The sequence below is a fragment of the Amycolatopsis sp. CA-211722 genome, from assembly GCF_056828465.1.
The window spans coordinates 4,270,396-4,295,110 of the sequence record NZ_CP184752.1 but is presented as its reverse complement, the minus strand read 5'-3'; the positions used below and the strand labels follow the sequence as shown (position 1 = coordinate 4,295,110).

The 24,715-nt window shown below is 68.5% G+C and carries 23 protein-coding genes and 2 tRNA genes; 16 read left to right on the top strand and 9 right to left on the bottom strand.

Going from position 1 to position 24,715, the window contains the following annotated elements; translation table 11 throughout:
- The first annotated feature begins 162 nt into the window (after positions 1-162).
- Positions 163-4,788 carry a HAMP domain-containing protein gene (locus ACOCEP_RS20785; protein WP_482339410.1) on the top strand — a complete coding sequence of 1,542 codons (4,626 nt, stop codon included), beginning with the start codon at positions 163-165 and terminating at the stop codon, positions 4,786-4,788.
- A 146-nt stretch (positions 4,789-4,934) separates the two neighbouring features.
- Here ACOCEP_RS20785 and ACOCEP_RS20780 read toward each other — a convergent pair.
- Positions 4,935-5,008, bottom strand: a tRNA-Gly gene (locus ACOCEP_RS20780).
- Positions 5,009-5,092: 84 nt separating this feature from the next.
- On the opposite strand from ACOCEP_RS20780, the gene ACOCEP_RS20775 reads away from it, so the two are divergent.
- From ACOCEP_RS20775 to ACOCEP_RS20730, 10 genes are all read left to right on the top strand, one after another.
- Positions 5,093-5,166 (top strand) — tRNA-Pro (locus ACOCEP_RS20775).
- 134 nt (positions 5,167-5,300) lie between these two features.
- Positions 5,301-5,594, top strand: coding sequence for a DUF2695 domain-containing protein (locus ACOCEP_RS20770; RefSeq protein WP_482339409.1), 294 nt, complete (start codon positions 5,301-5,303; stop codon positions 5,592-5,594).
- A gap of 235 nt (positions 5,595-5,829) precedes the next feature.
- A complete protein-coding gene (locus tag ACOCEP_RS20765) occupies positions 5,830-6,270 on the top strand; it encodes a GNAT family N-acetyltransferase (protein WP_482339407.1) in 441 nt (146 codons plus the stop codon).
- 60 nt (positions 6,271-6,330) lie between these two features.
- The gene (locus ACOCEP_RS20760; RefSeq protein ID WP_482339405.1) at positions 6,331-7,497 is read left to right on the top strand and encodes an ROK family protein; all 1,167 of its coding nucleotides are present in this window, start codon (positions 6,331-6,333) and stop codon (positions 7,495-7,497) included.
- A 90-nt stretch (positions 7,498-7,587) separates the two neighbouring features.
- The gene (locus ACOCEP_RS20755; protein ID WP_482339403.1) at positions 7,588-8,607 is read left to right on the top strand and encodes an ABC transporter substrate-binding protein; all 1,020 of its coding nucleotides are present in this window, start codon (positions 7,588-7,590) and stop codon (positions 8,605-8,607) included.
- A complete protein-coding gene (locus tag ACOCEP_RS20750) occupies positions 8,604-9,365 on the top strand; it encodes an ABC transporter ATP-binding protein (RefSeq protein ID WP_482339401.1) in 762 nt (253 codons plus the stop codon). Before ACOCEP_RS20755 ends, ACOCEP_RS20750 begins: the two co-directional genes overlap by 4 nt.
- On the top strand, positions 9,362-10,198 hold the full coding sequence (locus tag ACOCEP_RS20745) for an ABC transporter permease (RefSeq protein WP_482339400.1): 837 nt from the start codon (positions 9,362-9,364) through the stop codon (positions 10,196-10,198). The genes ACOCEP_RS20750 and ACOCEP_RS20745 overlap by 4 nt, the downstream gene beginning before the upstream one ends.
- On the top strand, positions 10,195-11,517 hold the full coding sequence (locus ACOCEP_RS20740) for an LLM class flavin-dependent oxidoreductase (protein ID WP_482339398.1): 1,323 nt from the start codon (positions 10,195-10,197) through the stop codon (positions 11,515-11,517). Before ACOCEP_RS20745 ends, ACOCEP_RS20740 begins: the two co-directional genes overlap by 4 nt.
- The gene (locus tag ACOCEP_RS20735; RefSeq protein WP_482339397.1) at positions 11,514-12,416 is read left to right on the top strand and encodes a TauD/TfdA dioxygenase family protein; all 903 of its coding nucleotides are present in this window, start codon (positions 11,514-11,516) and stop codon (positions 12,414-12,416) included. The genes ACOCEP_RS20740 and ACOCEP_RS20735 overlap by 4 nt, the downstream gene beginning before the upstream one ends.
- Positions 12,417-12,441: 25 nt before the next feature.
- Positions 12,442-13,656 (top strand): RNA polymerase sigma factor, encoded by a 1,215-nt coding sequence (locus tag ACOCEP_RS20730; protein WP_482339395.1) that lies wholly within the window; start codon positions 12,442-12,444, stop codon positions 13,654-13,656.
- On the opposite strand, the gene ACOCEP_RS20725 is transcribed toward ACOCEP_RS20730, so the two are convergent.
- Entirely contained in the window at positions 13,653-14,099 is a 447-nt protein-coding gene (locus ACOCEP_RS20725) for a nuclear transport factor 2 family protein (protein ID WP_038517344.1), read from the bottom strand. The genes ACOCEP_RS20730 and ACOCEP_RS20725 overlap by 4 nt on opposite strands.
- A 3-nt stretch (positions 14,100-14,102) precedes the next feature.
- Positions 14,103-14,978, bottom strand: a complete 876-nt coding sequence (locus tag ACOCEP_RS20720) for a TIGR03619 family F420-dependent LLM class oxidoreductase (protein ID WP_073846419.1) — start codon at positions 14,976-14,978, stop codon at positions 14,103-14,105.
- 111 nt (positions 14,979-15,089) lie between these two features.
- Between ACOCEP_RS20720 and ACOCEP_RS20715 the strand changes: the two genes are divergently transcribed.
- A complete protein-coding gene (locus ACOCEP_RS20715) occupies positions 15,090-15,869 on the top strand; it encodes a hypothetical protein (RefSeq protein WP_482339392.1) in 780 nt (259 codons plus the stop codon).
- A 207-nt stretch (positions 15,870-16,076) separates the two neighbouring features.
- On the opposite strand, the gene ACOCEP_RS20710 is transcribed toward ACOCEP_RS20715, so the two are convergent.
- Positions 16,077-16,886 carry an Fpg/Nei family DNA glycosylase gene (locus ACOCEP_RS20710; RefSeq protein ID WP_482339390.1) on the bottom strand — a complete coding sequence of 270 codons (810 nt, stop codon included), beginning with the start codon at positions 16,884-16,886 and terminating at the stop codon, positions 16,077-16,079.
- Between the two features lies 1 nt (position 16,887).
- Positions 16,888-17,361 (bottom strand): ribose-5-phosphate isomerase, encoded by a 474-nt coding sequence (locus ACOCEP_RS20705; RefSeq protein ID WP_007034718.1) that lies wholly within the window; start codon positions 17,359-17,361, stop codon positions 16,888-16,890.
- Between the two features lie 45 nt (positions 17,362-17,406).
- Between ACOCEP_RS20705 and ACOCEP_RS20700 the strand changes: the two genes are divergently transcribed.
- Together ACOCEP_RS20700 and ACOCEP_RS20695 are read left to right on the top strand one after the other, a co-directional pair.
- Entirely contained in the window at positions 17,407-18,126 is a 720-nt protein-coding gene (locus ACOCEP_RS20700; protein WP_482339388.1) for a 2-phosphosulfolactate phosphatase, read from the top strand.
- On the top strand, positions 18,123-18,926 hold the full coding sequence (locus tag ACOCEP_RS20695; protein ID WP_482339386.1) for an MBL fold metallo-hydrolase: 804 nt from the start codon (positions 18,123-18,125) through the stop codon (positions 18,924-18,926). Before ACOCEP_RS20700 ends, ACOCEP_RS20695 begins: the two co-directional genes overlap by 4 nt.
- Here ACOCEP_RS20695 and ACOCEP_RS20690 read toward each other — a convergent pair.
- Positions 18,923-19,543, bottom strand: a complete 621-nt coding sequence (locus ACOCEP_RS20690; protein WP_016332313.1) for a mycothiol-dependent nitroreductase Rv2466c family protein — start codon at positions 19,541-19,543, stop codon at positions 18,923-18,925. The two genes, ACOCEP_RS20695 and ACOCEP_RS20690, sit on opposite strands and share 4 nt — an antisense overlap.
- 167 nt (positions 19,544-19,710) lie before the next feature.
- Between ACOCEP_RS20690 and pepN the strand changes: the two genes are divergently transcribed.
- Positions 19,711-22,284 (top strand): aminopeptidase N, encoded by a 2,574-nt coding sequence (gene pepN / locus ACOCEP_RS20685; protein WP_482339384.1) that lies wholly within the window; start codon positions 19,711-19,713, stop codon positions 22,282-22,284.
- An 84-nt stretch (positions 22,285-22,368) separates the two neighbouring features.
- Here the strand turns inward: pepN and ACOCEP_RS20680 are convergent, their stop codons facing one another.
- Together ACOCEP_RS20680 and ctaJ are read right to left on the bottom strand one after the other, a co-directional pair.
- The gene (locus tag ACOCEP_RS20680; protein WP_482339382.1) at positions 22,369-22,851 is read right to left on the bottom strand and encodes a DUF5130 family protein; all 483 of its coding nucleotides are present in this window, start codon (positions 22,849-22,851) and stop codon (positions 22,369-22,371) included.
- The gene (ctaJ, locus tag ACOCEP_RS20675) at positions 22,838-23,095 is read right to left on the bottom strand and encodes an aa3-type cytochrome oxidase subunit CtaJ (protein WP_034313897.1); all 258 of its coding nucleotides are present in this window, start codon (positions 23,093-23,095) and stop codon (positions 22,838-22,840) included. Before ctaJ ends, ACOCEP_RS20680 begins: the two co-directional genes overlap by 14 nt.
- A 278-nt stretch (positions 23,096-23,373) precedes the next feature.
- Between ctaJ and ACOCEP_RS20670 the strand changes: the two genes are divergently transcribed.
- Positions 23,374-23,727 carry a hypothetical protein gene (locus ACOCEP_RS20670; RefSeq protein WP_016332309.1) on the top strand — a complete coding sequence of 118 codons (354 nt, stop codon included), beginning with the start codon at positions 23,374-23,376 and terminating at the stop codon, positions 23,725-23,727.
- Positions 23,728-23,844: 117 nt separating this feature from the next.
- On the opposite strand, the gene ACOCEP_RS20665 is transcribed toward ACOCEP_RS20670, so the two are convergent.
- Positions 23,845-24,339, bottom strand: coding sequence for an HNH endonuclease (locus tag ACOCEP_RS20665; protein ID WP_007034711.1), 495 nt, complete (start codon positions 24,337-24,339; stop codon positions 23,845-23,847).
- Positions 24,340-24,715: the final 376 nt, after the last annotated feature.

The following is a 24,715-nucleotide window of genomic DNA, read 5'->3' as shown; positions in this document are numbered from 1 at the left end:
CGGGTAGCGCAGTGTGAGCGGGCGGACTGGCTCGAAGTGTAGGTCGAATCATGGCACGCTGATGCGACGACCATGGCTTGGCATGCGTGGTGGAGAGGGTCGACACAGATGACACAGCACTCCCAAAGGGACCGGATCCCCGTGGAAGGTGGTGGCGGCCAGGTGGACGAAGCCACCCTGGAACGCCTGCTCACGGCGGCTCGTGACCTCGGGGACGGCAACTTCCGGCGGCGGCTCGTGGCGCACGGCGACGGGCTCGCGGCCCAGCTCGCGGGCGCCTTCAACGACATCGCCGAACGGAACCAGCGACTGGTGACCGAGCTCCTGCGCGTCCGCGAGGCGGTCGGCAAGGAAGGCAGGCTGACCGAACGGGTGGCGGCCGAGATCGGCCCCGGCGGCTGGGCCACCGCGGTCGACGTCGTCAACGGCCTGATCGAGGACGTGAGCAGGCCCACGGCCGAGCTCAACCGGGTCCTCGGCGCGGTCGCCGAGGGCGATCTGTCCGAGCCGATGCCACTGGAGGTCGGCGGGCGGCCGTTGCAGGGTCAGTTCGCCGAGGTCGCGAAGACGGTCAACGGCCTGATCAAGCAGCTGTCGCGGTTCGCGACCGAGGTCACCAGAGTGGCCCGGGAGATCGCCACCGAAGGACGGCTCGGCGGCCAGGCCGAGGTCCCCGGCGTGGCGGGCACCTGGCGTGATCTCACCGACAACGTCAACGTCATGGCCAGCAACCTGACCGACCAGGTGCGCAACATCGCCCAGGTCACCACGGCGGTGGCGCGGGGCGATCTGACCCAGAAGATCAACGTCGACGCGCGCGGCGAGATCCTGGAGCTCAAGAACACCGTCAACATCATGGTCGACCAGCTCTCGTCGTTCGCCGACGAGGTGACCCGGGTTTCCCGCGAGGTGGGTAGCGAAGGCCGGCTCGGCGGCCAGGCGCAGGTCCCCGGCGCCGCGGGCACGTGGCGCGACCTCACCGACTCGGTGAACCTGATGGCGGACAACCTGACCGACCAGGTCCGCAACATCGCCCAGGTGGCCACCGCGGTCGCGCAGGGCGACCTGTCGCAGAAGATCAACGTCGACGCCAAGGGCGAGATCCTCGAACTCAAGAACACCCTGAACACCATGGTCGACCAGCTGTCCTCGTTCGCGGACGAGGTCACGCGGGTGGCGCGGGAGGTCGGCAGCGAAGGCCGGCTCGGCGGCCAGGCGACCGTGCCGGGCGTGGCGGGCACCTGGCGCGGGCTCACCGACTCGGTGAACCAGATGGCGGACAACCTCACCGACCAGGTCCGCAACATCGCCCAGGTCACCACCGCGGTGGCGAAGGGCGACCTGACGCAGAAGATCACGGTCGACGCGCGCGGCGAGATCCTGGAGCTCAAGACGACCGTCAACACGATGGTCGACCAGCTCTCGTCGTTCGCCGACGAAGTCACGCGAGTCGCGCGTGAGGTCGGCACGGAAGGTCAGCTCGGCGGCCAGGCGCAGGTGCCGGGGGTCGCCGGGACGTGGCGCGACCTCACCGGGTCGGTCAACTTCATGGCGAACAACCTCACCGCGCAGGTGCGCAACATCGCCCAGGTGGCGACCGCGGTGGCGAAGGGCGACCTGTCGCAGAAGATCGCCGTCGACGCCAAGGGCGAGATCCTCGAACTCAAGAACACGCTGAACACGATGGTGGATCAGCTTTCCGCCTTCGCGGACGAGGTCACCCGGGTCGCCCGCGAGGTCGGCAGCGACGGGCGGCTCGGCGGCCAGGCGCAGGTGCCCGGCGTGGCCGGGACGTGGAAGGACCTCACCGACAACGTCAACTTCATGGCGAAGAACCTGACCGACCAGGTCCGGAACATCGCCCAGGTGACCACCGCCGTCGCGAAGGGCGACCTGACGCAGAAGATCATCGTCGACGCACGCGGCGAGATCCTGGAGCTCAAGAACACCGTCAACATCATGGTCGACCAGCTGTCGGCGTTCGCCGACGAAGTCACCCGGGTGTCGCGCGAGGTCGGCACCGAGGGCAAGCTCGGCGGGCAGGCGCAGGTGCGCGGCGTCGCCGGCACCTGGAAGGACCTCACCGACAACGTCAACGTCATGGCCACCAACCTCACCGACCAGGTGCGGAGCATCGCGACGGTGACGACGGCGGTGGCGAACGGCGACCTGTCGAAGAAGATCTCGATCGACGCGCAGGGCGAGGTCGCGGTCCTCGCCGAGACGATCAACAGCATGGTCGAGACGCTGCGCGCGTTCGCCGACGAGGTCACCCGCGTCGCCCGCGAGGTCGGTACGGAAGGCATCCTCGGCGGCCAGGCCCGCGTGCCGAACGTGGCGGGCACGTGGAAGGCGTTGACGGACAACGTGAACGTCATGGCCGACAACCTGACCGGCCAGGTGCGGAGTATCGCGACGGTGACCACCGCGGTGGCGCAGGGCGATCTGTCGAAGAAGATCGACATCGACGCGCGCGGCGAGATCCTCGAACTCAAGACCACCATCAACACGATGGTCGACCAGCTCTCGGCCTTCGCGTCCGAAGTCACGCGTGTCGCCCGGGAGGTCGGCACCGACGGCACCCTCGGCGGTCAGGCGGAGGTCCCCGGCGTCGCGGGCACGTGGTCGCGGCTGACCGAAAGCGTGAACCAGCTGGCCGGCAACCTGACCACCCAGGTGCGGGCGATCGCGCAGGTGGCCACCGCGGTGACCGCGGGCGATCTGACCCGGCACATCACCGTCGACGCGTCCGGGGAGGTGGCCGAGCTCAAGGACAACATCAACCAGATGATCGCGAACCTGAAGGAGACCACCCGGGCGAACCGCGAGCAGGACTGGCTCAAGACCAACCTGGCCAGGCTGTCCGCGCTGATGCAGGGGCACCGGGACCTCGCGTCGGTGGCGTCGCTGATCCTGTCCGAGCTGACCCCGCTCGTGTCCGCGCAGCAGGGCGCGTTCTTCCTCGCCCGCGAAGACGAGCAGGAAGAGGTGGTCCTGGAGAGCATCGCGACCTACGGGCTGGCGAAATCCCAGACCGGGCTGCGGTTCTCCCCCGGCGAATCGCTCATCGGGCAGGCCGCCGTCGACCGGCGCACGATACTGGTCCACGAAGCCCCGCCGGAGTACGCGCTCATCTCGTCCGGGCTGGGTTCGGCCGCCCCGGTGAACGTGATCGTGCTGCCGGTGCTGTTCCAGGGCGAGGTGCTCGGCGTGCTGGAACTGGCGACCATCAACGCCTTCAGCACCGTCCACATCGACCTGCTGGAGCAGCTGAAGGAGACCATCGCGGTCAACGTCAGCACCATCCAGTCGAACTCGCGCACCGAGGCGCTGCTGACCGAATCCCAGCGTCTGGCACAGGAACTGCGCGCGCGGTCCGAGCAGTTGCAGGCACAGCAACGGGAACTGCGCCGGTCCAACACGGATCTGGCGGAGAAGGCGGCACTGCTCGCGCAGCAGAACCGCGACATCGAGGTCAAGAACAGCGAGATCGAACAGGCGCGGCAGGAGCTCGAAGAGCGGGCCGGGCAGCTGACCATGGCGTCGCAGTACAAGTCCGAGTTCATGGCGAACATGTCGCACGAACTGCGGACTCCGCTCAACAGCGCGCTGATCCTCGCGAAACTGCTCTCGGAGAACCCGGACGGGAACCTGTCGGAGAAGCAGATCCAGTTCGCGCGGACGATCTACTCGGCGGGCAGCGACCTGCAGCAGCTGATCAACGACATCCTCGACATGGCCAAGGTCGAAGCCGGTCACCTGGACCTGCAGATGTCCGACGTCACGCTGCCCGAACTGGTCGAGTACGTCGAATCGATCTGCCGTCCGCTCACTTCGGACAAGGGCCTGGAGTTCGCCGTCCTGATCGACCCGCCGGTGCCGTCGTCGATCCACACCGACGAACACCGCGTGCAGCAGGTGCTGCGGAACCTGCTGTCCAACGCGGCGAAGTTCACCGACGAGGGCGGCGTGCGCCTGCACATCCGGATGGCCGACCCGGGCGAGGTCGAAGCCGACTCGCTCCGCAACGCCCCCGGCGTCCTCGCGTTCGCCGTCGAGGACACCGGGATCGGGATCGCGCCGGACAAACTCGCGATCATCTTCGACGCGTTCCGCCAGGCGGACGGCACCACCAGCCGCAAGTACGGCGGCACCGGGCTGGGCCTGTCGATCAGCCAGCAGCTGACCGAACTGCTCGGCGGCGAACTGCGCGTCCGCAGCGAGCCCGGCAAGGGCAGCACCTTCACCCTGTACCTGCCGGTGAGCGCGTCGAACCTGGTGGTGCCGACCACCGCCGCGGCGAGCGGTGTCCCGCTGATCATGGCCGTCCCGCAGGTGATCCCGGTGACCCCGGCGCAGCGGTTCCACGGGGAGAAGATCCTGATCGTCGACGACGACCTGCGCAACGTCTTCGCGCTGGCCGCCGTGCTGGAGCGCAACGGCCTGGAGGTCATCTACGCCGAGACCGGCGTCGCCGGCATCCGGGCGCTGGAGCGGCACGAGGACACCGCGCTCGTCCTGATGGACGTGATGATGCCCGAACTGGACGGCAACGCCACGATCACCGCCATCCGTGCCGAGGCCGCGCACGAAGACCTGCCCGTGATCGCCGTCACCGCGAAGGCGACCGCGGAGGACAAGGCGCGGACGCTCGCTTCGGGAGCCGACGACTACGTGACCAAGCCGGTCGACACGGACAAGCTGCTGGACCTGATCGCGGCGCATCTGGAGGCGGATGCCGCTTCCAGCGGGCTCTCGCAAGCCGTGGCACCCGCCGAGTCGGACTGAGGCGTTGGTCCCTGCTGGCGCTTGTCCTGAAGGCCCCCTTTGAGACGTTGGATGTCTCAAAGGGGGCCTTCAGGACGTGCGGACTCTCGCCCCAGGAACGAAAGAACCCGCAGGCCAGAAGGCCTACGGGTTCGGATGTGGAGCTGTGGAGCGGGTGACGGGAATCGAACCCGCGTAGCTAGTTTGGAAGACTAGGGCTCTACCATTGAGCTACACCCGCGTGCCCCCGGAGTACCGGGTGCGAAAACAGCTTAGCGTGACCCGCTAGGCTGTGCGCACACCCCCCGGGAGATCGGGGAAGTCACGGGCTGTGGCGCAGTTTGGTAGCGCATCCGCTTTGGGAGCGGAGGGTCGCAGGTTCAAATCCTGTCAGCCCGACTCAAGGTCTTGGACCTGCATGAACACCTCGTTCGGAGCGGCGGAGCGAGGATTTCACCTGCCGCCTCGCCTCCGAGCAGCACGCGGCCCAAGGCCTGTTCCAACGTTGATCAGGTGTGTTGCACACTGGGTTCGTGGACTCGGGTGAGGCGGCGCGGCGCAAGGCGTTGCGCAACGCGTACAAGGAGCAGCAGCGTGCCGCCGCCTGGAATGCGCTGGGGCTTGATCGTGCCGAGCTGGACGCGTTGTACGACTGGCTGGATGAGCGACTTGGCGCTGAAGGCTGTGACCACAGCCTCCGGCTGACCGAGGTGTGGGCGTCGGAGCGGGGTATGGACTGGCCGACGCTCCGGGAGGCTCTCGGGGACGCCGGCGGGTATTGCGACTGCGAGGTCTTGGCCAACACGGCCCCGGACCAGACGGCGTAGGGACCTAGCGCTTCGGCGAGTTCGTCGCACCTCGGGTAAAGCACGGCCTCCGCGCACGGCGCACCGGCGACATCGACCGTGTGGATTTTGGTGCGTTGGATGACCCGAAATCCACACGGTCCCGGCGTGACCGGACCGATCACGACGGGTGTGTGGAAATAGGGACACTCAGCGTCCCTGTTTCCACACACCCCACTCCGAGTCAGCGGCCGCAAGTCCGGGCAGGATGGCGATCATGGAGATCCGCCACGCCACCGCCGCCGACGCCCCTGCCGTGACCACCCTCCTCGCCGAGCTCGGCTACCCCGACAACACAGAGACCGACGTGCGCGGCCGGCTCGAACGCTGGGCCCGCCATCCCGAAGGTGCCGCGTTCGTCGCCGAGTCCGGCGGAACCGTGGTCGGGGTCATCGCGGTGGTCGCGATCCCGCTGCTCGAGCGGGAAGGCGCCGTGGGACGGATCGTGGCCCTGGTGGTGGACGAAACCCAGCGCGGTACCGGGGTCGGCCGCGCACTGATCACCGCCGCCGAAGAGCAGGCGCTGCGGTGGGGCTGCGGCGCCATGGAGGTCAGCAGCTCCCGCCGCAGGACCGGCGCGCACGCCTTCTACCGGGCGCGCGGGTACGAGGACCGCTGCGAACGCAGCGCCAAGTTCTTCCGCGAACTGACCACCTGACCGGCTCCCGGATCGTGAGAGCCCTAGGCCCGCCGCCACCCGCTTGCGAACATCGGCACCGTGACCGGCAGGCGGAGCGCCAGTGCCAGCGCGGTGCTCCGCGTGGTGCTGGACGAAGGGGCGATAGCGCGCAGCACCATCGCGCGCCGCACCGGGCTGAGTGCCGCGGCCGTCACAGGCCATGTGGCGGAGCTGATGCGCCGCGGATTCCTCATCGAGCTGCCCGAGGTCGCCGGCGCGGTCGGCAGGCCGTTCGTGCCGGTGGACCTCGACACGGAACGGTTCGTGGTGTGCGGGGCGCATGTCGCGGTCGAGCAGCTCACCGTCGGGCTGCTCGATCTGCGCGGGAAAGTGCTGGCGCAGCACGAAATCCCGCATCACGGCGCCGAGCCCGCGGTGCAGGTCGCGCAGATCGCGGAGCTGCTCGACGACCTCCTCGTCGGCCACGCGCCGGAGCGGACGCCGCTGGGGTTGGGGGTGGCGACCGGCGGCTGGGTCGACGAGTCTTCGGGGACGGTGGTGGAGCACGGTCTGCTCGGCTGGCACGGGGTCCCGTTGCGCGATCTGCTCACCGAGGTCACCGGTCTCGACGTCCGGGTCGACGGGCATTCGCGGGCGCTCATCCACGCCGAACGCCTGCTGGGGCAACCGAGAGCGCGTCACAGTGTGGTGCAGTTGTTCACCGGCAACGTGGTCGACGCCGCCTTCGCGACCGGGGACACCGTCCATCATGGACCGAGATCGGCGGCGGGCGCCGTCGCGCATTTACGGGTCGACGACAGCGAGGAACCGTGCCGTTGCGGGCGATCCGGCTGTCTCGAAGCCACTGTTTCCGAGCGCACGGTCGCCCGCAAGGCCGTCGAAGCACATATCATCGAAAAACCGATCTTCGCCGATGTGCTCCATTTGGCGGCGTCGGGAAACAAGAGCGCCGTCGCCCTTTTCCAGGAACGCGCGAGAATCATCGGACAGGCCGCCGCCTTGCTCTTCGACGTGCTGAATCCGGAAATCCTCATCGTGCTCGACCAGAGTGTACGCGACGTCGACGGCTGCCTTTCCACGATCCGGGACGAGGTCTCCCAGCGATCCTGGGTCTGCCAGGACGCCACGAAAAACGTTGTGGCATCGAGCTTTCCGGGTACAGAGCTGGCGACGGCGGGCGGCGCGGTCATGCTGAACGCCCTCTACGAAGATCCGCTTTTCACGAAGCTCGCCAACGCATCCTGAGTTACTTCACTAAATCGCAAAATTGACGCTCGCCGCCGGGCCTGCGAAGAATCTTCTTCAACGACGCATACCCGAACGAAAGAGCCCACCGTGAAGAAACCAGTGCCCTTGATCGCCGCGCTCCTCGCCGGATTGGCGCTGTCGGGCTGCGGCGCCTCCGCGACCCCGGCGGGCGTGGCCGGGCAGCCGGAGAAACTCGAACTCCGCTACCAGGGGTCGGCGAACAACGTCACCTTCCCCGAACTCGCCGAGGACCTCGGGTATTTCGGCCCGGTCAAACTGAAATGGGTCGGCAACACGATCAGCGGCCCGCAGGACATCCAGTCCGCCGCGACCGACCAGACCGACTTCGGCGGCGCCTTCACCGGCGCGGTCGCCAAACTCGTCGACGCCGGCGCCCCGATCAAGGCCGTCGTCAACTACTACGGCTCCGACGAGAAGACCTTCTTGGGTTTCTACGTCAAGGAAGACAGCCCCATCCGTACGGCGCGCGACCTCATCGGCAAGAAGGTCGGCGTCAACACCGTCGGCGCGAACCTGGAGGCCGCCCTCGACACCTGGCTCAAGCGCAACGGCCTCACCGACGCCGAAATCGACCAGGTGCAACTCGTCGTCCTGCCGCCGATCAACACCGAACAGGCCCTGCGCAACGGCCAGATCGACGTCGCCGCGCTCAACGGCGTCCTCCAGGACCGCGCCGTCGCGGGCGGCGGCGTGCGACCCATCGTGAAGGACGTCGAGGCGTTCGGCCCCTACAACGGCGGGCCGTACGTGCTGCGGACCGATTTCATCAAGAAGTACCCGGAGACCACGAAGACCTTCGTCACCGGCGTGGCCAAGGCGATCGAATGGGCCCGCACCACACCACGCGAGGAGGTCATCGCGCGATTCACCAAGATCATCCAGAACCGCGGCCGCAACGAGAACACCGAAACGCTCAAGTACTGGAAGAGCACCGGCGTCACCAAGGGCGGGCTGATCTCCGACAACGACTACACCCTCTGGACGGACTGGCTCAAGCAGTCCGGGTTCATCAAGAACGACCAGGTCGACCTGAAGAAGATCTATACCAACGAATTCAACCCGTACCGTGAAGGCGGTGGCGCGTGACCACCAAGATCAGCCTCCGCTCGGTCACCAAGGTCTTCGACACGCTGACCGCGCTGGACGACATCTCTCTCGACATCGAGGACGGCACGTTCCTCTCCCTGGTCGGACCGAGCGGTTCCGGCAAGTCCACGCTGCTCGATCTGCTCGGCGGGCTCGCGAAACCCACTTCCGGCGAGGTCCTGATCGACGGGAAACCCGTCACCGGGCCGGGACTGGACCGCGGGGTGGTGTTCCAGCAGTACGCGCTGTTCCCGTGGCGTACCGCACGCGCCAACGTCGAGTTCGGCCTCGAGGGCGGCACGCTGACCAAGCGGCAGCGCGCGGACAGGGCCAGGGAATTCCTCGACCTGGTCGGGCTTTCCGGCTTCGAAGACCACCTCCCCCATCAGCTTTCCGGTGGCATGAAACAACGTGTCGCGATCGCGAGGAGCCTCGCGTACGACCCGGACGTGCTGCTGATGGACGAGCCGTACGCCGCGCTGGACTCCCAGACCCGCGAACTCCTGCAAGAGGAGCTGCGCCGGATCTGGAAACGCACCGGCAAGACCATCGTCTTCATCACCCACAGCATCGAGGAAGCCGTCTATTTAGGACAGAAGGTCGCGGTGCTCACGTCCCGGCCGGGCAGGCTCAAGGACGTCGTCGACATCGACCTCGGCGACCGCTCGAACGACGACCTGCGCTCGGCACCCGCGTTCGTGGCCCATCGCCATCGGCTGTGGGAACTGCTGCACGACGAGATCCGGAGGGCCGCATGACCGCGACACTCGAAGCGCCGAAAGTCCACACTGGACCGAAGGCCGCCGAGAAGCCCCGTAGGAAGAACCCGCTGCGCAAGGCTTTCCGCAGTTCGGCGGCGATCCTGCTCTTCCTCGCCGTATGGGAGCTCGCTCCCCGGTACCTGCTCGACGAAGGCACGAGGACCTTCCTGCCGCCGCTGTCGGAAGACCTCGCCGCGCTCTGGGAGCTGATCCTCAACGGGCAGCTGGCCGACCATCTGCTGGCAAGCCTCGGCCGGTCCGCCGCCGGATTCGTCATCGCGGTGGCCGTCTCGGTGCCGCTCGGGCTGCTGATCGCCTGGTACCGGCCGCTCGCCGAGTTCCTGAACCCGTTGCTGGAACTGGCCCGCAACACCGCCGCGCTCGCCCTGCTGCCGGTGTTCACGCTGCTGCTCGGCATCGGCGAAGTGTCCAAGATCGCGCTGATCGTCTACGCCTGCGTCTGGCCGGTGCTGCTCAACACGATCGCCGGGGTGAACACCGTGGATCCCTTGCTGGTCAAGGCGGCGCGCTCGCTCGGGCTGTCGAGCCCGAGCCTGTTCCGCAAGGTGATCCTGCCGTCGGCGGTGCCGACCATCTTCACCGGCATCCGGATGGCGGCGGCGTACTCGATCCTCATCCTGATCGCCGCCGAAATGGTCGGCGCCAAGGCCGGGCTCGGCTATCTGATCAACAACTCGCAGGTCAACTTCCAGATCCAGCAGATGTACGCCGCGATCATCACGGTTTCGGTGCTGGGCCTGGCCATCAACGCGGGCTTCGTCGCACTGGAGCGGCGGTTCTCCACCTGGCGTGTCAAGGAGAAGGCGTGAAGCACTTACACCTCAACGCGTTCGTGATGCCGAACGGTCATCACGAGGCGGCGTGGCGGCATCCGAGCACGGATCCGCACCGCGCCGCGACGCTGAAGCACTACGTCGACATCGCGCGCACGGCGGAGCGCGGCAAGCTGGATTCGCTGTTCCTCGCCGACGGTGTCGCCTTGTGGGGCAACGTCCGCTACAACTCCCACACCCTGTTCGAGCCGCTGACGTTGCTTTCCGCGCTGGCCGGGGCGACCGAGCACATCGGGCTGATCGCCACCGCGTCGACCACCTACAACGAGCCGTACCACCTGGCACGGAAATTCGCGTCGCTCGACCACCTCAGCGGCGGGCGCGCGGGCTGGAACATCGTGACGTCGGCGGGCGAGGACGAGGCCCGCAACTTCAACCGCGACGCCCGCCCGGCACACGCGCTGCGCTACGAACGCGCCACCGAGTTCGTCGAAGTCGCCAAGAAGCTCTGGGACAGCTGGGACGACGACGCGGCGGTGATCGACAAGGCGAGCGGCGTCTACGCCGACACCGACCGTATCCAGCCGATCGACCACGACGGCCCGCATTTCCAGGTGCGCGGCCCGCTGAACATCCCGCGTCCGGTGCAGGGTCATCCGTTGCTCGTCCAGGCCGGTTCGTCGAAGACGGGCAAGGAGTACGCGGCCCGGTTCGCCGAGGCGGTGTTCACCGCGCAGCAGACCTTCGCCGAGGGCAAGGCTTTCTACGACGACGTCAAGGGACGGCTCGCGAAGTACGGCCGCTCGCCGGAGGAGATCAAGATCCTGCCGGGGATCAGCCCGATCCTGGGGCGCACCGAGGCCGAAGCGAAGGAACGCGAGGCCGAACTCAACGCCCTCATCACGCCCGCGTACGGCGTGCGGCAGCTGTCGAACATGCTCGACCACGACCTGACGCCGTACCCGCTCGACGGTCCGCTGCCCGACGTCGGCACGTTCACCGAGGGCGCCCAGAGCCGGTTCGAGCTGGTCACGGGCCTGGCGCGGCGCGAGAACCTCACCATCCGTCAGCTGATCGAGCGACTGGCGGGCGGCCGGGGACACCGCGTCTTCGCCGGAACCGCCACGCAAGTAGCCGACCAATTGGAGCACTGGTTCACCGAAGGCGCCGCGGACGGTTTCAACGTCATGCCGCCCACGCTGCCGGGCGGCCTTGAGGACTTCGTCGACCTCGTCGTCCCGGAACTCCAGCGACGCGGCCTGTTCCGCACCGAGTACACCGCCACGACCCTGCGGGGCCACTACGGCCTCGCCCGCCCTGTCACCCGCACCCGAGTAAAGGAGCACGCCGCATGACCGCCCTCAACACCCAGGTCGAGGTCCGCAAGATCACCGGCAGGATCGGCGCGCAGGTCGTCGGGGTCGACCCGGCCAAGGAACTCGACGCCGCGACCGTCGCGTTCGTCACCGAGGCCCTGCACGAGCACAAGGCGCTCGTCTTCCGTGATGTCGACCTCGACGACGCGGGCCAGCAGCGGTTCGCCGAGCACTTCGGCGAGCTGACCAAGGCGCATCCGACCGTCCCCTCGGTGGACGGCGAGCCCGCCATCCTGCCGGTCGACAGCGAGCAGGGCCGCGCGAACCAGTGGCACACCGACGTCACCTTCGTGCTCAACCCGCCGAAGGCCAGCACGCTGCGCAGCCTGGTCGTCCCTCCGTACGGCGGTGAGACGCTGATCGCCAACTCGGCCGCCGCGTACCGGGATCTGCCGGAGCCGCTCCGGGCGTTCGCGGACACGCTGCGCGCCGAGCACACCAACGACTACGACTACGCGAAAGCGCCGGAAACCCTCGACGAAGCGGAGCAGGAACGCCGGAAGGTGTTCGTCTCGCAAAAGTTCCGCACGGTTCACCCGGTGGTGCGAGTGCATCCGGTGACAGGGGAACGCGGGCTGTACATCGGCGGGTTCGCTCAGCGGATCATCGGGCTGTCCAAGGGCGAGTCGCGGGACATCCTGCGGCTGCTGCAGTCCTACGTGACCCGGCCGGAGAACGTCGTCCGGGTGAGCTGGGAGCCGAATCAGCTGGTGCTGTTCGACAACCGCATCACCCAGCACTACGCCGTCGACAACTACGACGACCTGCCCCGCCGCCTGAACCGGGTGACCGTGGCGGGCGACGTCCCGGTGGGGATCGACGGGGTGCACAGCGAATCCCTCGAAGGCGACGCTTCGCACTACTCCCCCGTCGCCTGACGACCGAAGTGGTAAGACTGGCGGCGTGAAGACCGATCGTCAGGTGGAAGCGCTCCTGAGGGAGCTGGCCCCGCAGGTCATCGGGTTGCTGGTGCGCAAGCACGGGCAGTTCGACGCCTGTGAGGACGCCGTCCAGGAAGCCCTGCTCTCGGCCGCGCAGCAATGGCCGGAGCAGGGCGTCCCGGACAGCCCGAAGTCCTGGCTCGCGACGGTCGCGTCACGGCGGCTGGTCGACGAGTGGCGCAGCGAAAGCGCACGGCGACGGCGCGAAGAGAACGACGCGCTGATGGACCCGACTCCGGCCACTGTGTCCGATTCGGACGACACGCTCACCGTCCTTTTCCTATGCTGTCACCCGTCTTTGTCCGCGCCGTCGCAACTCGCGCTCACCCTGCGCGCCGTCGGCGGGCTGACCACGGGCGAGATCGCGAACGCGTTCCTCGTCCCGGAATCGACCCTCGCCCAGCGGATCAGCCGCGCGAAACAGACCATCAAGAAGGCGGGCGCCGAGTTCGTCCTGCCGCCGTCCGCGGAACTCGGCGAACGGCTCCGCGTCGTCCTCCAGGTGCTGTACCTGATCTTCAACGAGGGCTACACGACCAGCGGCGGCCCCGACCTGCACCGCGCCGACCTGACCGCAGAGGCGATCCGGCTGACCCGGCTCCTCCGGCGGCTCATGCCCGACGAGGACGAGGTCACCGGGCTGCTCGCGCTCATGCTGCTGACCGACGCCCGCCGGGCCGCCCGCGCCGGCGACGACGGCTCGCTCGTCCCGCTCGCCGAACAGGACCGCACGCGCTGGAACGCGGAAACGATCGCCGAAGGGGTTTCGCTGGTGAGCGAGGCGCTGGAGGCGGGCCCGGTCGGGCCGTACCAGGTGCAGGCCGCGATCGCCGCCGTGCACTCCGAGGCGGCCACGGCGGCCGACACGGACTGGCCCCAGATCCTCGCGCTCTACGACGTCCTCGAAAAGGTCTCGCCCGGGCCCGTCGTCACGCTCAACCGCGCCGTCGCGGTCGCCGAGGTCAACGGGCCCGAAGCGGGCCTGGAACTGCTGGCCACGCTCGACGACGACAGCCGGATGAGCCAGACGCACCGGCTCGATTCCGTCCGCGGGCACCTGCTGGAACTGGCCGGGGACACCGGCGCCGCGCGCGATGCCTACCTTCGGGCCGCTGGCAGGACCGCGAGCGAACCGGAGAAGCAGTATCTGACGCGGCGCGCGGAGCGGCTCGGCTAGTCCTCGGCCTTGCGGGCGGTGGCCATGGCGCGCTCGGTCTCCCAGAACGCGCGCATCGACACGATCAGCCCGTCCTCGCGCACCCGGTAGACGAACACGCCGTCGGTGTCGACGCGGTAGCCGCCGGGCAGATACGTCGTGATCGTGCCGACGTTCGCGACCTCGTCGCCGGCCGCGTGGGAATCGCGGATGGTGAACTGGAAGCGCTCGACGTTCGCGATCGTCTTGTCCCAGAAGGCGCTGATCCCGTCCTGGCCGTGATGGCCCTTGCCCTCCTCGTCGAACATCGACGGGCCGACGGGGTCTTCGACGACGGCGTCCCCGGCGAACAGGGCGAGCCAGGCGGCCTTGTCCCCGGCGGTGGCGGCGGTCATCGAGCGGAACGCGGCCTGCCGCGCGGGCGGCTGCTCGGTGGCCGGATCCCAGCAGACGTCGACACCCATGGTTCAGTCTCCGATCTTCGCGATGATCTCGTCGCCGAACTTCTTGATGGAATCGAGCTTCGGGCCGACCTCGGCGTCGAAACCGAGGCCGTCGAACACCCACGGCATGGTGATGATGTCGGTGACGCCGATGTCGCCCTGCTCGCGATAGCCGTCCAGACCGAACTTGTCGATGCAGACGGCCTGGTACTCGAAGGGATCTTCGGCGCGGCCCTGGTCGGCCAGCAGCCCGCGCAGCTTGGCGATCGTGTCACGGAGGTCGTCGAATTTCATCATCGCCGAAGACCAGCCGTCGGCGACGCGGGCGGCCCGGCGCAGCGCGACGTCGGTGTGGCCGCCGATGTAGAACGGCACCCGCGACGGCGGTGTCGGGCTCATGCGGAGCTTGTCGAAGTCGAAGAACTCGCCGTGGAACTCGACCATCCCGCCGTCGAGGATCAGGCGCAGCACCTCGATGGCCTCGTCGACGCGCTTGCCACGCTTCTCGTACGGCGCGCCGCACCAGCGGAACTCCTCCGGTGACCAGCCGACGCCGAGCCCGAGCCCGAAACGGCCGCCGGTCAGCGCCGCGACCGAGTTGACCTGGCGGGCGAGCAGGACCGGGTTGCGGGAGCCGAGTTTGAGCACGGAGGTGTAGAAGGTGAGCCGTTCGGTGACCGCGCCCATCGAGGCGGCCGCGACCAGCGGATCGGCCCAGGGCGTCTCCTCGGTCCAGAAGCGGCTGCCGTCGGGCGTGTACGGATAGTCGGCCGAGACCGTTTCGGAATAGAACAGGGAATCCGGGAGCGCGATCGAGGAGAAACCCGCCTCTTCGGCGGCCCGGGCGAGCTCGCCCAGCTGATCGAGCGGATTCATCGCGATCGACAGGGTGAACTTCATGGAGCCGAACTATAACGTGTTCTAGTTTCACCCGCCAGTGCGCGCGGGGAACCCCCGGCGGGTTCGCCGCGTTGATCGGTCAAAGGCCGAACGATTCCTGGAGTTGAACCCATGGGCACCGCGATCTTCCTGATCGTGCTCCTCGCCGTCGTGGTCGGCGGCGGCATCTACTTCGCGAAATCCCAGGCGGCGGCCAAGAAGCGCCAGCTGGACGACGCGAAGGCGGACGCACGGCGCCTCGTCGAACGACTGGGCGGTCAGGTCATGAACCTCACCGGCACGGACACCGCCTCCCAGCAGGCGATGGCGGACGCGTCCGAACGTTTCACCGCCGCGGGCTCCCAGATGGAGCAGGCGCAGACCGTCGAGCAGGCCCGTCTCGTGCGCGAGACCGCCATCGAGGGTCTCTATTACGTCCGCGCGGCGCGGCTCGCGATGGGCATGGATCCCGGTCCGGAACTGCCCGGCAGCGAAGAGCGCGATCGGGCGGGCAAGGTCACCGAGTACCGCTCGGTCGACGTCGAGGGCGAGCACTACGAGGCTTCGCCGGACCCGAGCCAGCGCACGCCGCACTACTACCCCGGTGGCCGTGTGGCGGGCCGTCCGGTGCCGCAGGGCTGGTACAGCGAGCCGTGGTGGAAGCCCGCGCTCGTCGCCGGCGCCTGGGGTCTCGGTTCGATGCTGCTGTTCAGCGCGATGTTCTCCGGGATGGCGGGCATCGCGAGCGCGTCGGCCTGGGAGTCGGGCTACGACGCGGGCCAGGAGGACGCCGGTGCCGGTGCCGGTGACGCCGGCGGCGACGCGGGCGGAGACATGGGCGGGGACGCCGGTGGGTTCGACGGCGGCGGCTTCGATGGTGGCGGCTTCGATGGCGGGGGTTTCGACTTCTAAGGCTGGGACTTCTCAAGCGGGGACTTCTCAAGCGGGGACTTCTCAAGCGGGCTGAAGGGGCCCTTCACCGCATGCGATGCGGTGAAGGGCCCCTTCGCTGCGTCGGTCGCGGGTCTGTGGGCGGTTCTGCTGCGGGGCGCCACGCGGCACGTTGCGAACGCCACTTTCGCAACGTTGAAGGTTGCGAAAGTGGCGTTCGCAACACCTTCAGGCGGGCTGGCAGGTCGGGCACCAGAAGAGGTTCCGCGCCGCCAGATCGCTCCGCAGCACCGCCGTCCCGCACACGAGACACGGCATCCCCTCGCGGCGGTAGACGTAGACCTCGCCGCCGTGCCGGTCCTGCCGCGGCGCGCGGCCGGTGACCTCGGGCAGATGTTCCGGCGCGACCGTGTCGATCCGGCCCACCCGGACACCGTGCCGCATGAGCGTCACGAGATCCGCCCACAGGTCGTCCCACAGCCCGCGATCGAGCGCGCGGCCCGGCACGAGCGGGGCGACACCGTGCCGGAACAGCACCTCGGCGCGATACACGTTGCCGACGCCCGCGAGCACCGACTGGTCCATCAGCAAGGCCGCGATCGACGTCTTCGACCGCGAGATCCGCTCCCACGCCTTGTCCGGCTTGGCGTCACGCCGCAGCGGATCCGGGCCCAATCGTGCCTTGATCGCGTCGACCTGCGGCGTGTCCAGGAGTTCACACCGCGTCGGGCCGCGCAGGTCGGCGAAATGCGTCGGGCCGACCAGCCGCATCCGCACCTGCCCGACGGGCTCGGGAACGGGCAGCGGCTCGTCGGAGAAGGTGCCGTAGAGGCCGAGATGGACGTGCACCGTCCCGTGTGGACCGTAGTCGTGGAACAGGTGTTTCCCGTACGCCTCGGCCTTCACCAGCACCCGGCCGTCCAAACGGGACGCTTCGGCGGCGAACCGCCCTTGCGGGCTGCTCACCTCGACCGGGTGACCGGCGAAACGGCGTTTGTGCAGACGTGCCAAGCGATGGAGCGTGTGCCCCTCGGGCATGTCAGTGCTCGGGAAGCGGCGGCGGCCAGCCGGTGTTCTCGTAGTCCAGGATCTGCTGGACGCGGCGGCCGTGGCGCTCGTCCGGGCTCGGCGGGGTCGCGAGGAACGCCTCGACGATCTCCGTGGCCTCTTCGGTGGTGTGCATCCGCGCGCCGACGCCGATCAGCTGGGCGTGGTTGTGCTCGCGGGTGAGCTTCGCGGTCTCGACGCTCCACGCGAGGCCGGCGCGAGCGCCCTTCACCTTGTTGGCCGCGATCTGCTCGCCGTTGCCGGAGCCGCCGACGACGATGCCGAGGCTGCCCTCGTCCGCGACGACGCGGCGGGCCGCCTCGATGCAGAACGCCGGGTAGTCGTCGGCCGCGTCGTAGACGAAGGGGCCGACGTCCTCGACGTCGTGGCCCTGCTCCTTGAGGTGGGCCACGAGGTGGTTCTTCAGTTCGAAACCGGCATGGTCGGAGCCAAGGTAAACACGCACAGCGCGGAGTCTGCCATCACGTTCCGCCACGGGCATGCTGTGGGGGTGGACATCAGGCTCGAATGGGGACCCGAGGGTGTCGCCGCCTTGGGCGCGGACTGCGCCGTGCTCGTCGTCGTCGACGTGCTTTCCTTCTGCACCACAACGGATCTCGTGCTGGGCAGCGGCGGCCGCGTGCTGCCCGTCCGCTGGCGCGATCGTCGCGGCGAAGAGGCCGCGAAAGCGCGCGGCGCCATCCTCGCGGGTGAAAGCGACTGGACTTTGCGACCTTCGTCTGTGACGGAAATCCCTTCCGGAACGCTTTTGGCGCTCCCTTCACCCAATGGCGCCACGCTCTGCGACACCGCCGCCACGACCGGTGCCCATGTGCTGGCGGGCTGTCTGCGCAACGCGTCCGCCGTCGCCGCCCGCGCAGCAGAACTCGCGGACGGACGGCCGATCGGTGTCATCCCGGCCGGGGAACGCTGGGGCATCGACATGCGCACCGAGGCCAAGACTTTCGGGCCACTCAGGCCCTGCGTCGAGGACCAGCTCGGCGCCGGGGCGATCGTCGCGGCGCTGGACGGCTACGGCCGCCTGTCCGCCGAGGCCCGTCTCGCCGCCGCCGCGGCAAAAGCGATCGACATCGCCGAAGCACTGACAGAGTGTTCTTCAGGACGTGAACTCGCCGCCGCCGGGCACGCGAACGACGTGAAACTCGCGGCCATGCGAGACACCAGCGGCACGGTTCCCGTGCTGCGCAACGGAATTCTGGAGGATTCGTGACTTGGCTCGAACTCGCGGACGGCGTGTACGCCCGCCGTTACGAGGAGCTGGACCTGACCGTCGGCCTCGTCGTGGGCGATGAGCGCTGCCTGGTCGTCGACGTCCGCGGTGACGTCGACCAAGGTGCCGAGCTGGCCGCGGCGGTTCGCGAGATCACGCCGCTGCCGTGGTCGGTCGTCTACACCCACGCGCATTTCGATCACGCCTTCGGCACCACGGCGTTCCTGCCGTGCGACGTCTGGGCGCACGAAGCGTGCCTCGCCGAGCTGACCACCTACGGCGACGGCGCACGGCTCAAGTGGATCCAGCACTACCTCGGCGAGAAGCGCCCGGAGATGGCGGAGGCGCTGGAGCGCACCGAAATCACCCTGCCGGACAAACCCGTCGTCGACACCGCCGAGATCGACCTCGGTGGCCGTACCGTCGTGCTGCGCTTCCTCGGCCGGGCCCACACGGATCACGACCTGTTCGTGCACGTGCCCGACGCGGGCGTGATCTACGCGGGCGACGCCGTCGAGAACGCCGAAGCCGGCTTCAGCGCGTTCTCCTTCAACGACGGCAGCTTCCTGGCCGAATGGCCGGACGTGATGGACGCGATCCTCGCGCTGGAGCCGAAGATCATCGTCGCCGGGCACGGAGACCCCGTCGACACCGCGTTCATCGAGAAGCACCGCGACGGACTGCGCGAACTCGTCGCGCTCAAGACCGGGATCGCGGCGGGGGACCTCACGACGGACGAAGCCGTCGCGAGGTCCCCCTACCCCGCTGATGTCACCAAGGCGGCCTTGGAGACCCCCTAGTCGAAGTTCAGCTCACCGGACCGAGTGCGCTTCAGCTCGAAGAAGTCCGGGTAGCTCGCCAGCGCGCGGGCGCCGTCGAAGACCTTGACGGCGTCCTCGCCCCGCGGGATCGAGCTGAGCACCGGGCCGAAGAAGGCGACGCCATCGATGTGGATGGTCGGGGTGCCGACGTCCATTCCGACCGGATTCATACCTTCGTAGTGACTCTTTTTGAGCGCTTCGTCGTACTCGGTCGACTCTGCGGCCTCGGCGAGCTCCGCCGGCGCGCCGATGGCCTCAAGGGTCTCCTTGATGACCTTGGGGATGTCCTTGTCGCCCTGGTTGTGGTGGCGAGTGCCGAACTCCGTGTAGAAGTCGCGCAGGGCCTCTTCGCCGTTCTTCTGCGCCAGCGCGGTGGCGACGCGGACGGGCCCCCAACCGCTCGCCAACAGCTCCTTGTACTGCTCAGGCAGGTCCTCACGGCCGCTGTTGAGCTCGGACAGGCTCATGATCCGGAACCTCAGGTCGAGGTCGCGGTGCTTCTCCACCTCGAGGATCCAGCGCGAGCTGATCCAGGCGAAGGGGCAGATCGGGTCGAAGTAGAAGTCGACCTTGGTCTTCTCGGACGGGGCGGTCATCAGGTTCTCCCAGTGCCATCGTCTTGGGGTGGTCCGGTACACACACAGTGCTACACAGCGGCCAACATCGCCGCCGTCGGCGTTGTTCCCGTCGTCAGCACGGGCTCCGACATGATTGGATGCCTGTAGTTGGAAACCAAAACCGATACCGATGACCAGAGGTGCCAGTGCCCGCCCCCAACCTGACCCGAGACCAAGCCAAGCTGCGCGCGGAACTGCTCGACGTCGAGTCCTACGACATCGAGCTGGATCTGACCGACGGCCGTGGCGGTCCCGGTGAGAAGACCTTCACGTCGAAGACGACGATCAAGTTCGCGAGCGCCAGAAGCGGCGAAGCGTCGTGGGTCGACATCGTCGCCGAGGGGATCGAGTCGGCCGTCCTCAACGGGACGGACCTCGACGTCAGCGGGTACGTCGAGGACAAGGGCGTCGAGCTGCCCGGCCTCGCCGAGTCGAACGAGCTCGTCGTGGACGCGGTCTGCCGGTACATGAACACCGGCGAGGGCCTGCACCGGTTCGTCGACCCGGTCGACGACGGCGTCTACCTCTACACGCAGTTCGAGACCGCGGACGCGAAGCGTATGTTCGCCTGCTTCGACCAGCCCGACCTCAAGTCGGTCTACCGGCTCACCGTGATCGCGCCGAAGGACTGGAAGGTCATTTCGAACGCGCTGGTCGAGTCGGCCGAGGAGACCCCGGAAGGGGCCGTCCGCACCGTGTTCAAGGTGTCCGAGCGGATCTCGACCTACCTGGTCGCGCTGATCGCGGGCCCGTACAGCGAGTGGCGCGACGAATTCTCCGACGAACACCGCACGATCCCGCTGGGCATCTACTGCCGCGCCTCGCTCGCCGAGCACATGGACGCGGACAAGCTGTTCACCGAGACCAAACAGGGTTTCGCCTTCTACCACGAGAAGTTCGCCACCCCGTACCCGTTCTCCAAGTACGACCAGCTGTTCGTGCCGGAGTTCAACGCGGGCGCGATGGAGAACGCCGGCGCGGTCACCTTCCTGGAGGACTACGTCTTCCGCAGCCGCGTCACCCGCTACGCCTACGAGCGCCGCGCCGAGACGCTGCTGCACGAGATGGCGCACATGTGGTTCGGCGACCTGGTCACCATGCGCTGGTGGGACGACCTGTGGCTGAACGAGTCGTTCGCGACCTTCGCGAGCGTGCTGGCCCAGGCCGAGGCCACCGAGTACAAGAACGCGTGGACCAGTTTCGCGAACATCGAGAAGTCGTGGGCGTATCGGCAGGACCAGCTGCCCTCGACGCACCCGATCGCCGCGGACATCGTCGACCTGCACGCGGTCGAGGTGAACTTCGACGGCATCACCTACGCCAAGGGCGCGAGCGTGCTCAAGCAGCTCGTCGCCTATGTCGGGCTGGAGCACTTCCTCGAAGGCCTCAAGGTCTACTTCGGCAAGCACGCGTGGGGCAACGCGACCCTGGCGGACCTGCTGGGCGCGCTGGAGGAGGCCTCGGGCCGCGACCTGTCGTGGTGGAGCGCGCAGTGGCTGGAGACCACCGGTCTCAACTCGCTGAGCCCGCGCTACGAGATCGGCGCCGACGGCACGTACACCGCGTTCGCCGTCACCCAGACCGGCGCCAAGCCGGGTGCCGGTGAGCTGCGCACGCACCGCGTCGCGGTCGGCGTCTACGACGAGGACGAGAACGGCAAGATCGTCCGCAAGCACCGCGTCGAGCTCGACGTCGACGGTGAGCGCACCGAGGTGCCGGCGCTGGTCGGTCTCCCGGCGGGCAAGCTCGTGCTGGTCAACGACGACGACCTGACCTACTGCACGATGCGGCTCGACCCGGCGTCGCTGACCACGCTGATCGACCGCATCGCCGACATCACCGAACCGCTGCCCCGCACGCTGTGCTGGTCGGCGGCGTGGGAGATGACGCGTGAAGCCGAGCTCAAGGCCCGCGACTTCGTCACGCTGGTGCAGCGCGGCGTGCACACCGAGACCGAGGTCGGCGTGGTGCAGCGGCTGCTGCTGCAGGCGCAGACGGCGCTGAACTCGTACGCGAAACCGGAGTGGGCGGCGGACAAGGGCTGGCCGGAGTTCTCCGCGCGGCTGCTGGAGCTGGCGCAGGGCGCCGAGGCCGGTTCGGACCACCAGCTCGCGTTCGTGAACTCACTCGCCGGTTGCGTGCTCGACGACAAGACGCTGGCGATCATCGCGGGCTGGCTGGACGGCAGCGCGCCTCTGGAGGGCCTGACCGTCGACACCGACCTGCGCTGGCGCCTGCTGCACGCGCTCGTCGCGCACGGCAAGGCGGAGAACCCGGAGATCGACGCGGAACTCGGCAAGGACGACACCGCGGCCGGACGGCGTCAGGCGGAGCGTTCGCGGGCACTGCGGCCGACCGAGGACGCGAAGGCCGACGCGTGGCAGCGGGCGGTGTACGACGACGAGCTGCCCAACGCGGTCAGCGACTCGCTCATCACCGGCTTCTCCCACCCGGGCCAGAAGCACCTGCTCGGCGGCTACGTGACGCGCTACTTCGAGGTCATCGACGAGGTGTGGCAGCGGCGCTCCAGCGAGCGGGCGCAGCCGACCGTGGTCGGGCTGTACCCGTCGTGGGCCGTCGAGCCGTCGACGGTGGAGGCGTCGGACGCGTGGCTGGCAGGGGAGCACCCGGCGGCGCTGCGCCGTCTCGTGTCGGAAGGCCGGGCCGGGATCGTGCGGGCGCTGGCCGCCCGTGAGTTCGACTCGCAGGCCGGGGTCTAGTCCCGTAACGCTATGAACGGGCCGTTCCTTGCAAATTTTGCAAGGAACGGCCCGTTCATAGCATTCAGGGACCTGTGAAGAGCGTCAGTGCTGCGGAGCGCCCGCCTGGTCGCTCAGCATGCGGAGGGCGTTCACGAGCCCGCCGATGAGGTCGCCTTCCTTGAAGGAAGCGACCATGCTGGCCACGGCGAGCTTCGCGCCGCGGTCGGGCAGGCGGTGCCGGGCCTGCGAGCCCGTCACGACCTCGATCGCCCGCTGGCCGGGCGACACGGCGATGACGACACCGTCGGCCGCGTTGTCCGTCGAGGCCAGCAGGCCTTCGGCGGTGACGCGGGTGTCCTCGCCGAGGTCGCCGAGGTACACGCTGAAGTCCAGGCCGGTCTCGCGGCTGGCCAGCGTCAGCGCCTCGTCCAGCCGGGCAAGCTGCTGGGTGGTGAATGGGCTGATCGGACCAGCCGGTTCGTACATCTTGGCGGCGGAAATCCGGCCGCTGGAGGTAACGGCGGCGCCGTAACCGGGCTCTTCGTCAACAGCGGTGGACGAATGGGTCAGTTCACCAGTTGCCACGAGCGCCTCCCGTCACCGAAGCTCCGTCCGCCGCACCGACGGCGGTCGCGCCGCCCGCGTGCGAATGCCTGGCGCCGACACCGTCGGGGTTGGCGCTCCACCACATGGCCGGGTACTCCCACGGCTGCCCCGGCCGGTACCGGGCGACGCCCGCGCCCTTCGACCGCAGCGTGGCCACCCCGCACAGCGCGTAGATGACCAAGGGGATCACCGCGAAGACCAGGATCGTCTCGACAAGGTTCACGCGCGTGAGCGTATCCGATGACGTACGGCCGCACCCGCTCGCAGGGCACCTACCGCTCGTCGTCCGGAGGGGGCCGTCCGCCGCTTGCCACGAAAGCGCTCCCACGTTGGGGCGAAGCCCGCAAGGCCGAAAGGTTGCAACTCAACGTACGGGCGGCCGCACCCGGCGCTGTCGTCTTGTCGAGGCCTTGAAATCCTCGTAGCTTTTTCACCTGTACGGGCCTTGCGCCCAGCTCCCCCACCCCAGCAGGTAACGCACCGGTCGCAGGAGGACATGTCATGCAGAGCACCCAGACACCCGGCCAGGCGATCATCGACGACATTTCGTCACTCTTCGAAATTGGATTCGTCCCCGGTACGCGTGTGACGGCGGGCACACGGGTTACGCGCGGTACTCGTGTCACTCGCGGTACGCGGGTCACCGCCGGCACCCGGGTCACCCGCGGAACGCGCGTCACGCGTGGCACCCGCGTCACCGCCGGCACCCGCGTCACCCGCGGAACGCGCGTCACCCGTGGCACCCGCGTGACGGCCGGAACCCGCGTCACCTGCGGCACGCGTGTCACTCGCGGCACCCGGGTCACCCGTGGCACCCGCGTCACCTGCCAGAGCGACTTCTCCCTCGCCGCCTGAGCCCGAGCACGACCGGTTCGTAGGGGACGGCGTACTCGTAGCGAGCTTCACCACGGCGTCATCGGCCCGCCCCGGCCGCCGAAAGGCAGCCGGGGCGCCGACGTGTTCGCGGTCAGGTCAGGCCGCGGTGCCCAGGTAGGGCCGCCACAACGGGTCGGCCTCCTTCGAATGCGCGAGCAAGCGCCAGTGCGGCCCGTGCGGGGCCCTCGGCACGACGCGCAGGCGCCAGCCGATCTCGGAAAGCAGCTTGTCCGCCTTCCGGTGGTTGCACTTGGCGCAACAGGCCACGCAGTTCGTCCAGCTGTGGGGTCCGCCACGACTTCGCGGGACGACGTGGTCGATCGTCTCGGCCCGCCCTCCGCAGTAGGCGCAGCGGTACCGGTCGCGGTGCATCAGCCCGGCCCGGGTCAGCGGCACCTGCGCGCGGTAGGGCACGCGCACGTAGGTGCTCAGCCGGATCACCGAAGGCACGGGCAGCGAGACCGTGGCGGCGTGCAGTTCGAGCCCCGCCGGGTCTCCGTGCACCACCTCGGCCTTGCCGCACATCACGAGGACCACCGCGCGCCGCAACGGCAGCGCCGTGAGCGGCTCGAACGTGGCGTTCAACAGCAATACCCGCCTGCGGCCCCAGGACGACGCTGCTGTCGTAGTGGGTACCGCCGTAGTCGACGGATCCCGCCCTCTACGCTGTCCGGGCGGGCGGGCAACACCCCCTGGCCGCGTTCCCGGCCCGCCCGGTGGAGCCCCGTGCGAGGGGGCACCTCCCGGATGGGCGCGCAACACGACCTCCGGCGCCTGTCCGGCCACGGCTTGGCTCGGGACGCCGAGGGGGATGGGTTGTCGGTCTGGCACTCGACCACCTCCACCGGTGCAGGCATAGTCGACCACAGATCAGCCCCAAAGTGCACGTGTGTTACTGGACGTGTCACATGCGCGCGACCCGGCGGCCACATGAAGTTGGGTGTTTCGCATCCGCCGGGGCGTGCGG

Bases quoted from the DNA above. Each gene is read 5' to 3' on its own strand.
- ACOCEP_RS20765 (WP_482339407.1), top strand. From the start codon at position 5,830: ATGGAGATCCGCCACGCCACCGCCGCCGACGCCCCTGCCGTGACCACC.
- ACOCEP_RS20735 (WP_482339397.1), top strand. From the start codon at position 11,514: ATGACCGCCCTCAACACCCAGGTCGAGGTCCGCAAGATCACCGGCAGG.
- ACOCEP_RS20720 (WP_073846419.1), bottom strand. From the start codon at position 14,978: ATGAAGTTCACCCTGTCGATCGCGATGAATCCGCTCGATCAGCTGGGC.
- ACOCEP_RS20725 (WP_038517344.1), bottom strand. From the start codon at position 14,099: ATGGGTGTCGACGTCTGCTGGGATCCGGCCACCGAGCAGCCGCCCGCG.
- ACOCEP_RS20690 (WP_016332313.1), bottom strand. From the start codon at position 19,543: ATGACCGCCCCGTCCGAGAAGACCAAGGTCGACTTCTACTTCGACCCG.
- ACOCEP_RS20670 (WP_016332309.1), top strand. From the start codon at position 23,374: ATGCAGAGCACCCAGACACCCGGCCAGGCGATCATCGACGACATTTCG.
- ACOCEP_RS20710 (WP_482339390.1), bottom strand. From the start codon at position 16,886: ATGCCCGAGGGGCACACGCTCCATCGCTTGGCACGTCTGCACAAACGC.
- ACOCEP_RS20715 (WP_482339392.1), top strand. From the start codon at position 15,090: ATGGGCACCGCGATCTTCCTGATCGTGCTCCTCGCCGTCGTGGTCGGC.
- ACOCEP_RS20745 (WP_482339400.1), top strand. From the start codon at position 9,362: ATGACCGCGACACTCGAAGCGCCGAAAGTCCACACTGGACCGAAGGCC.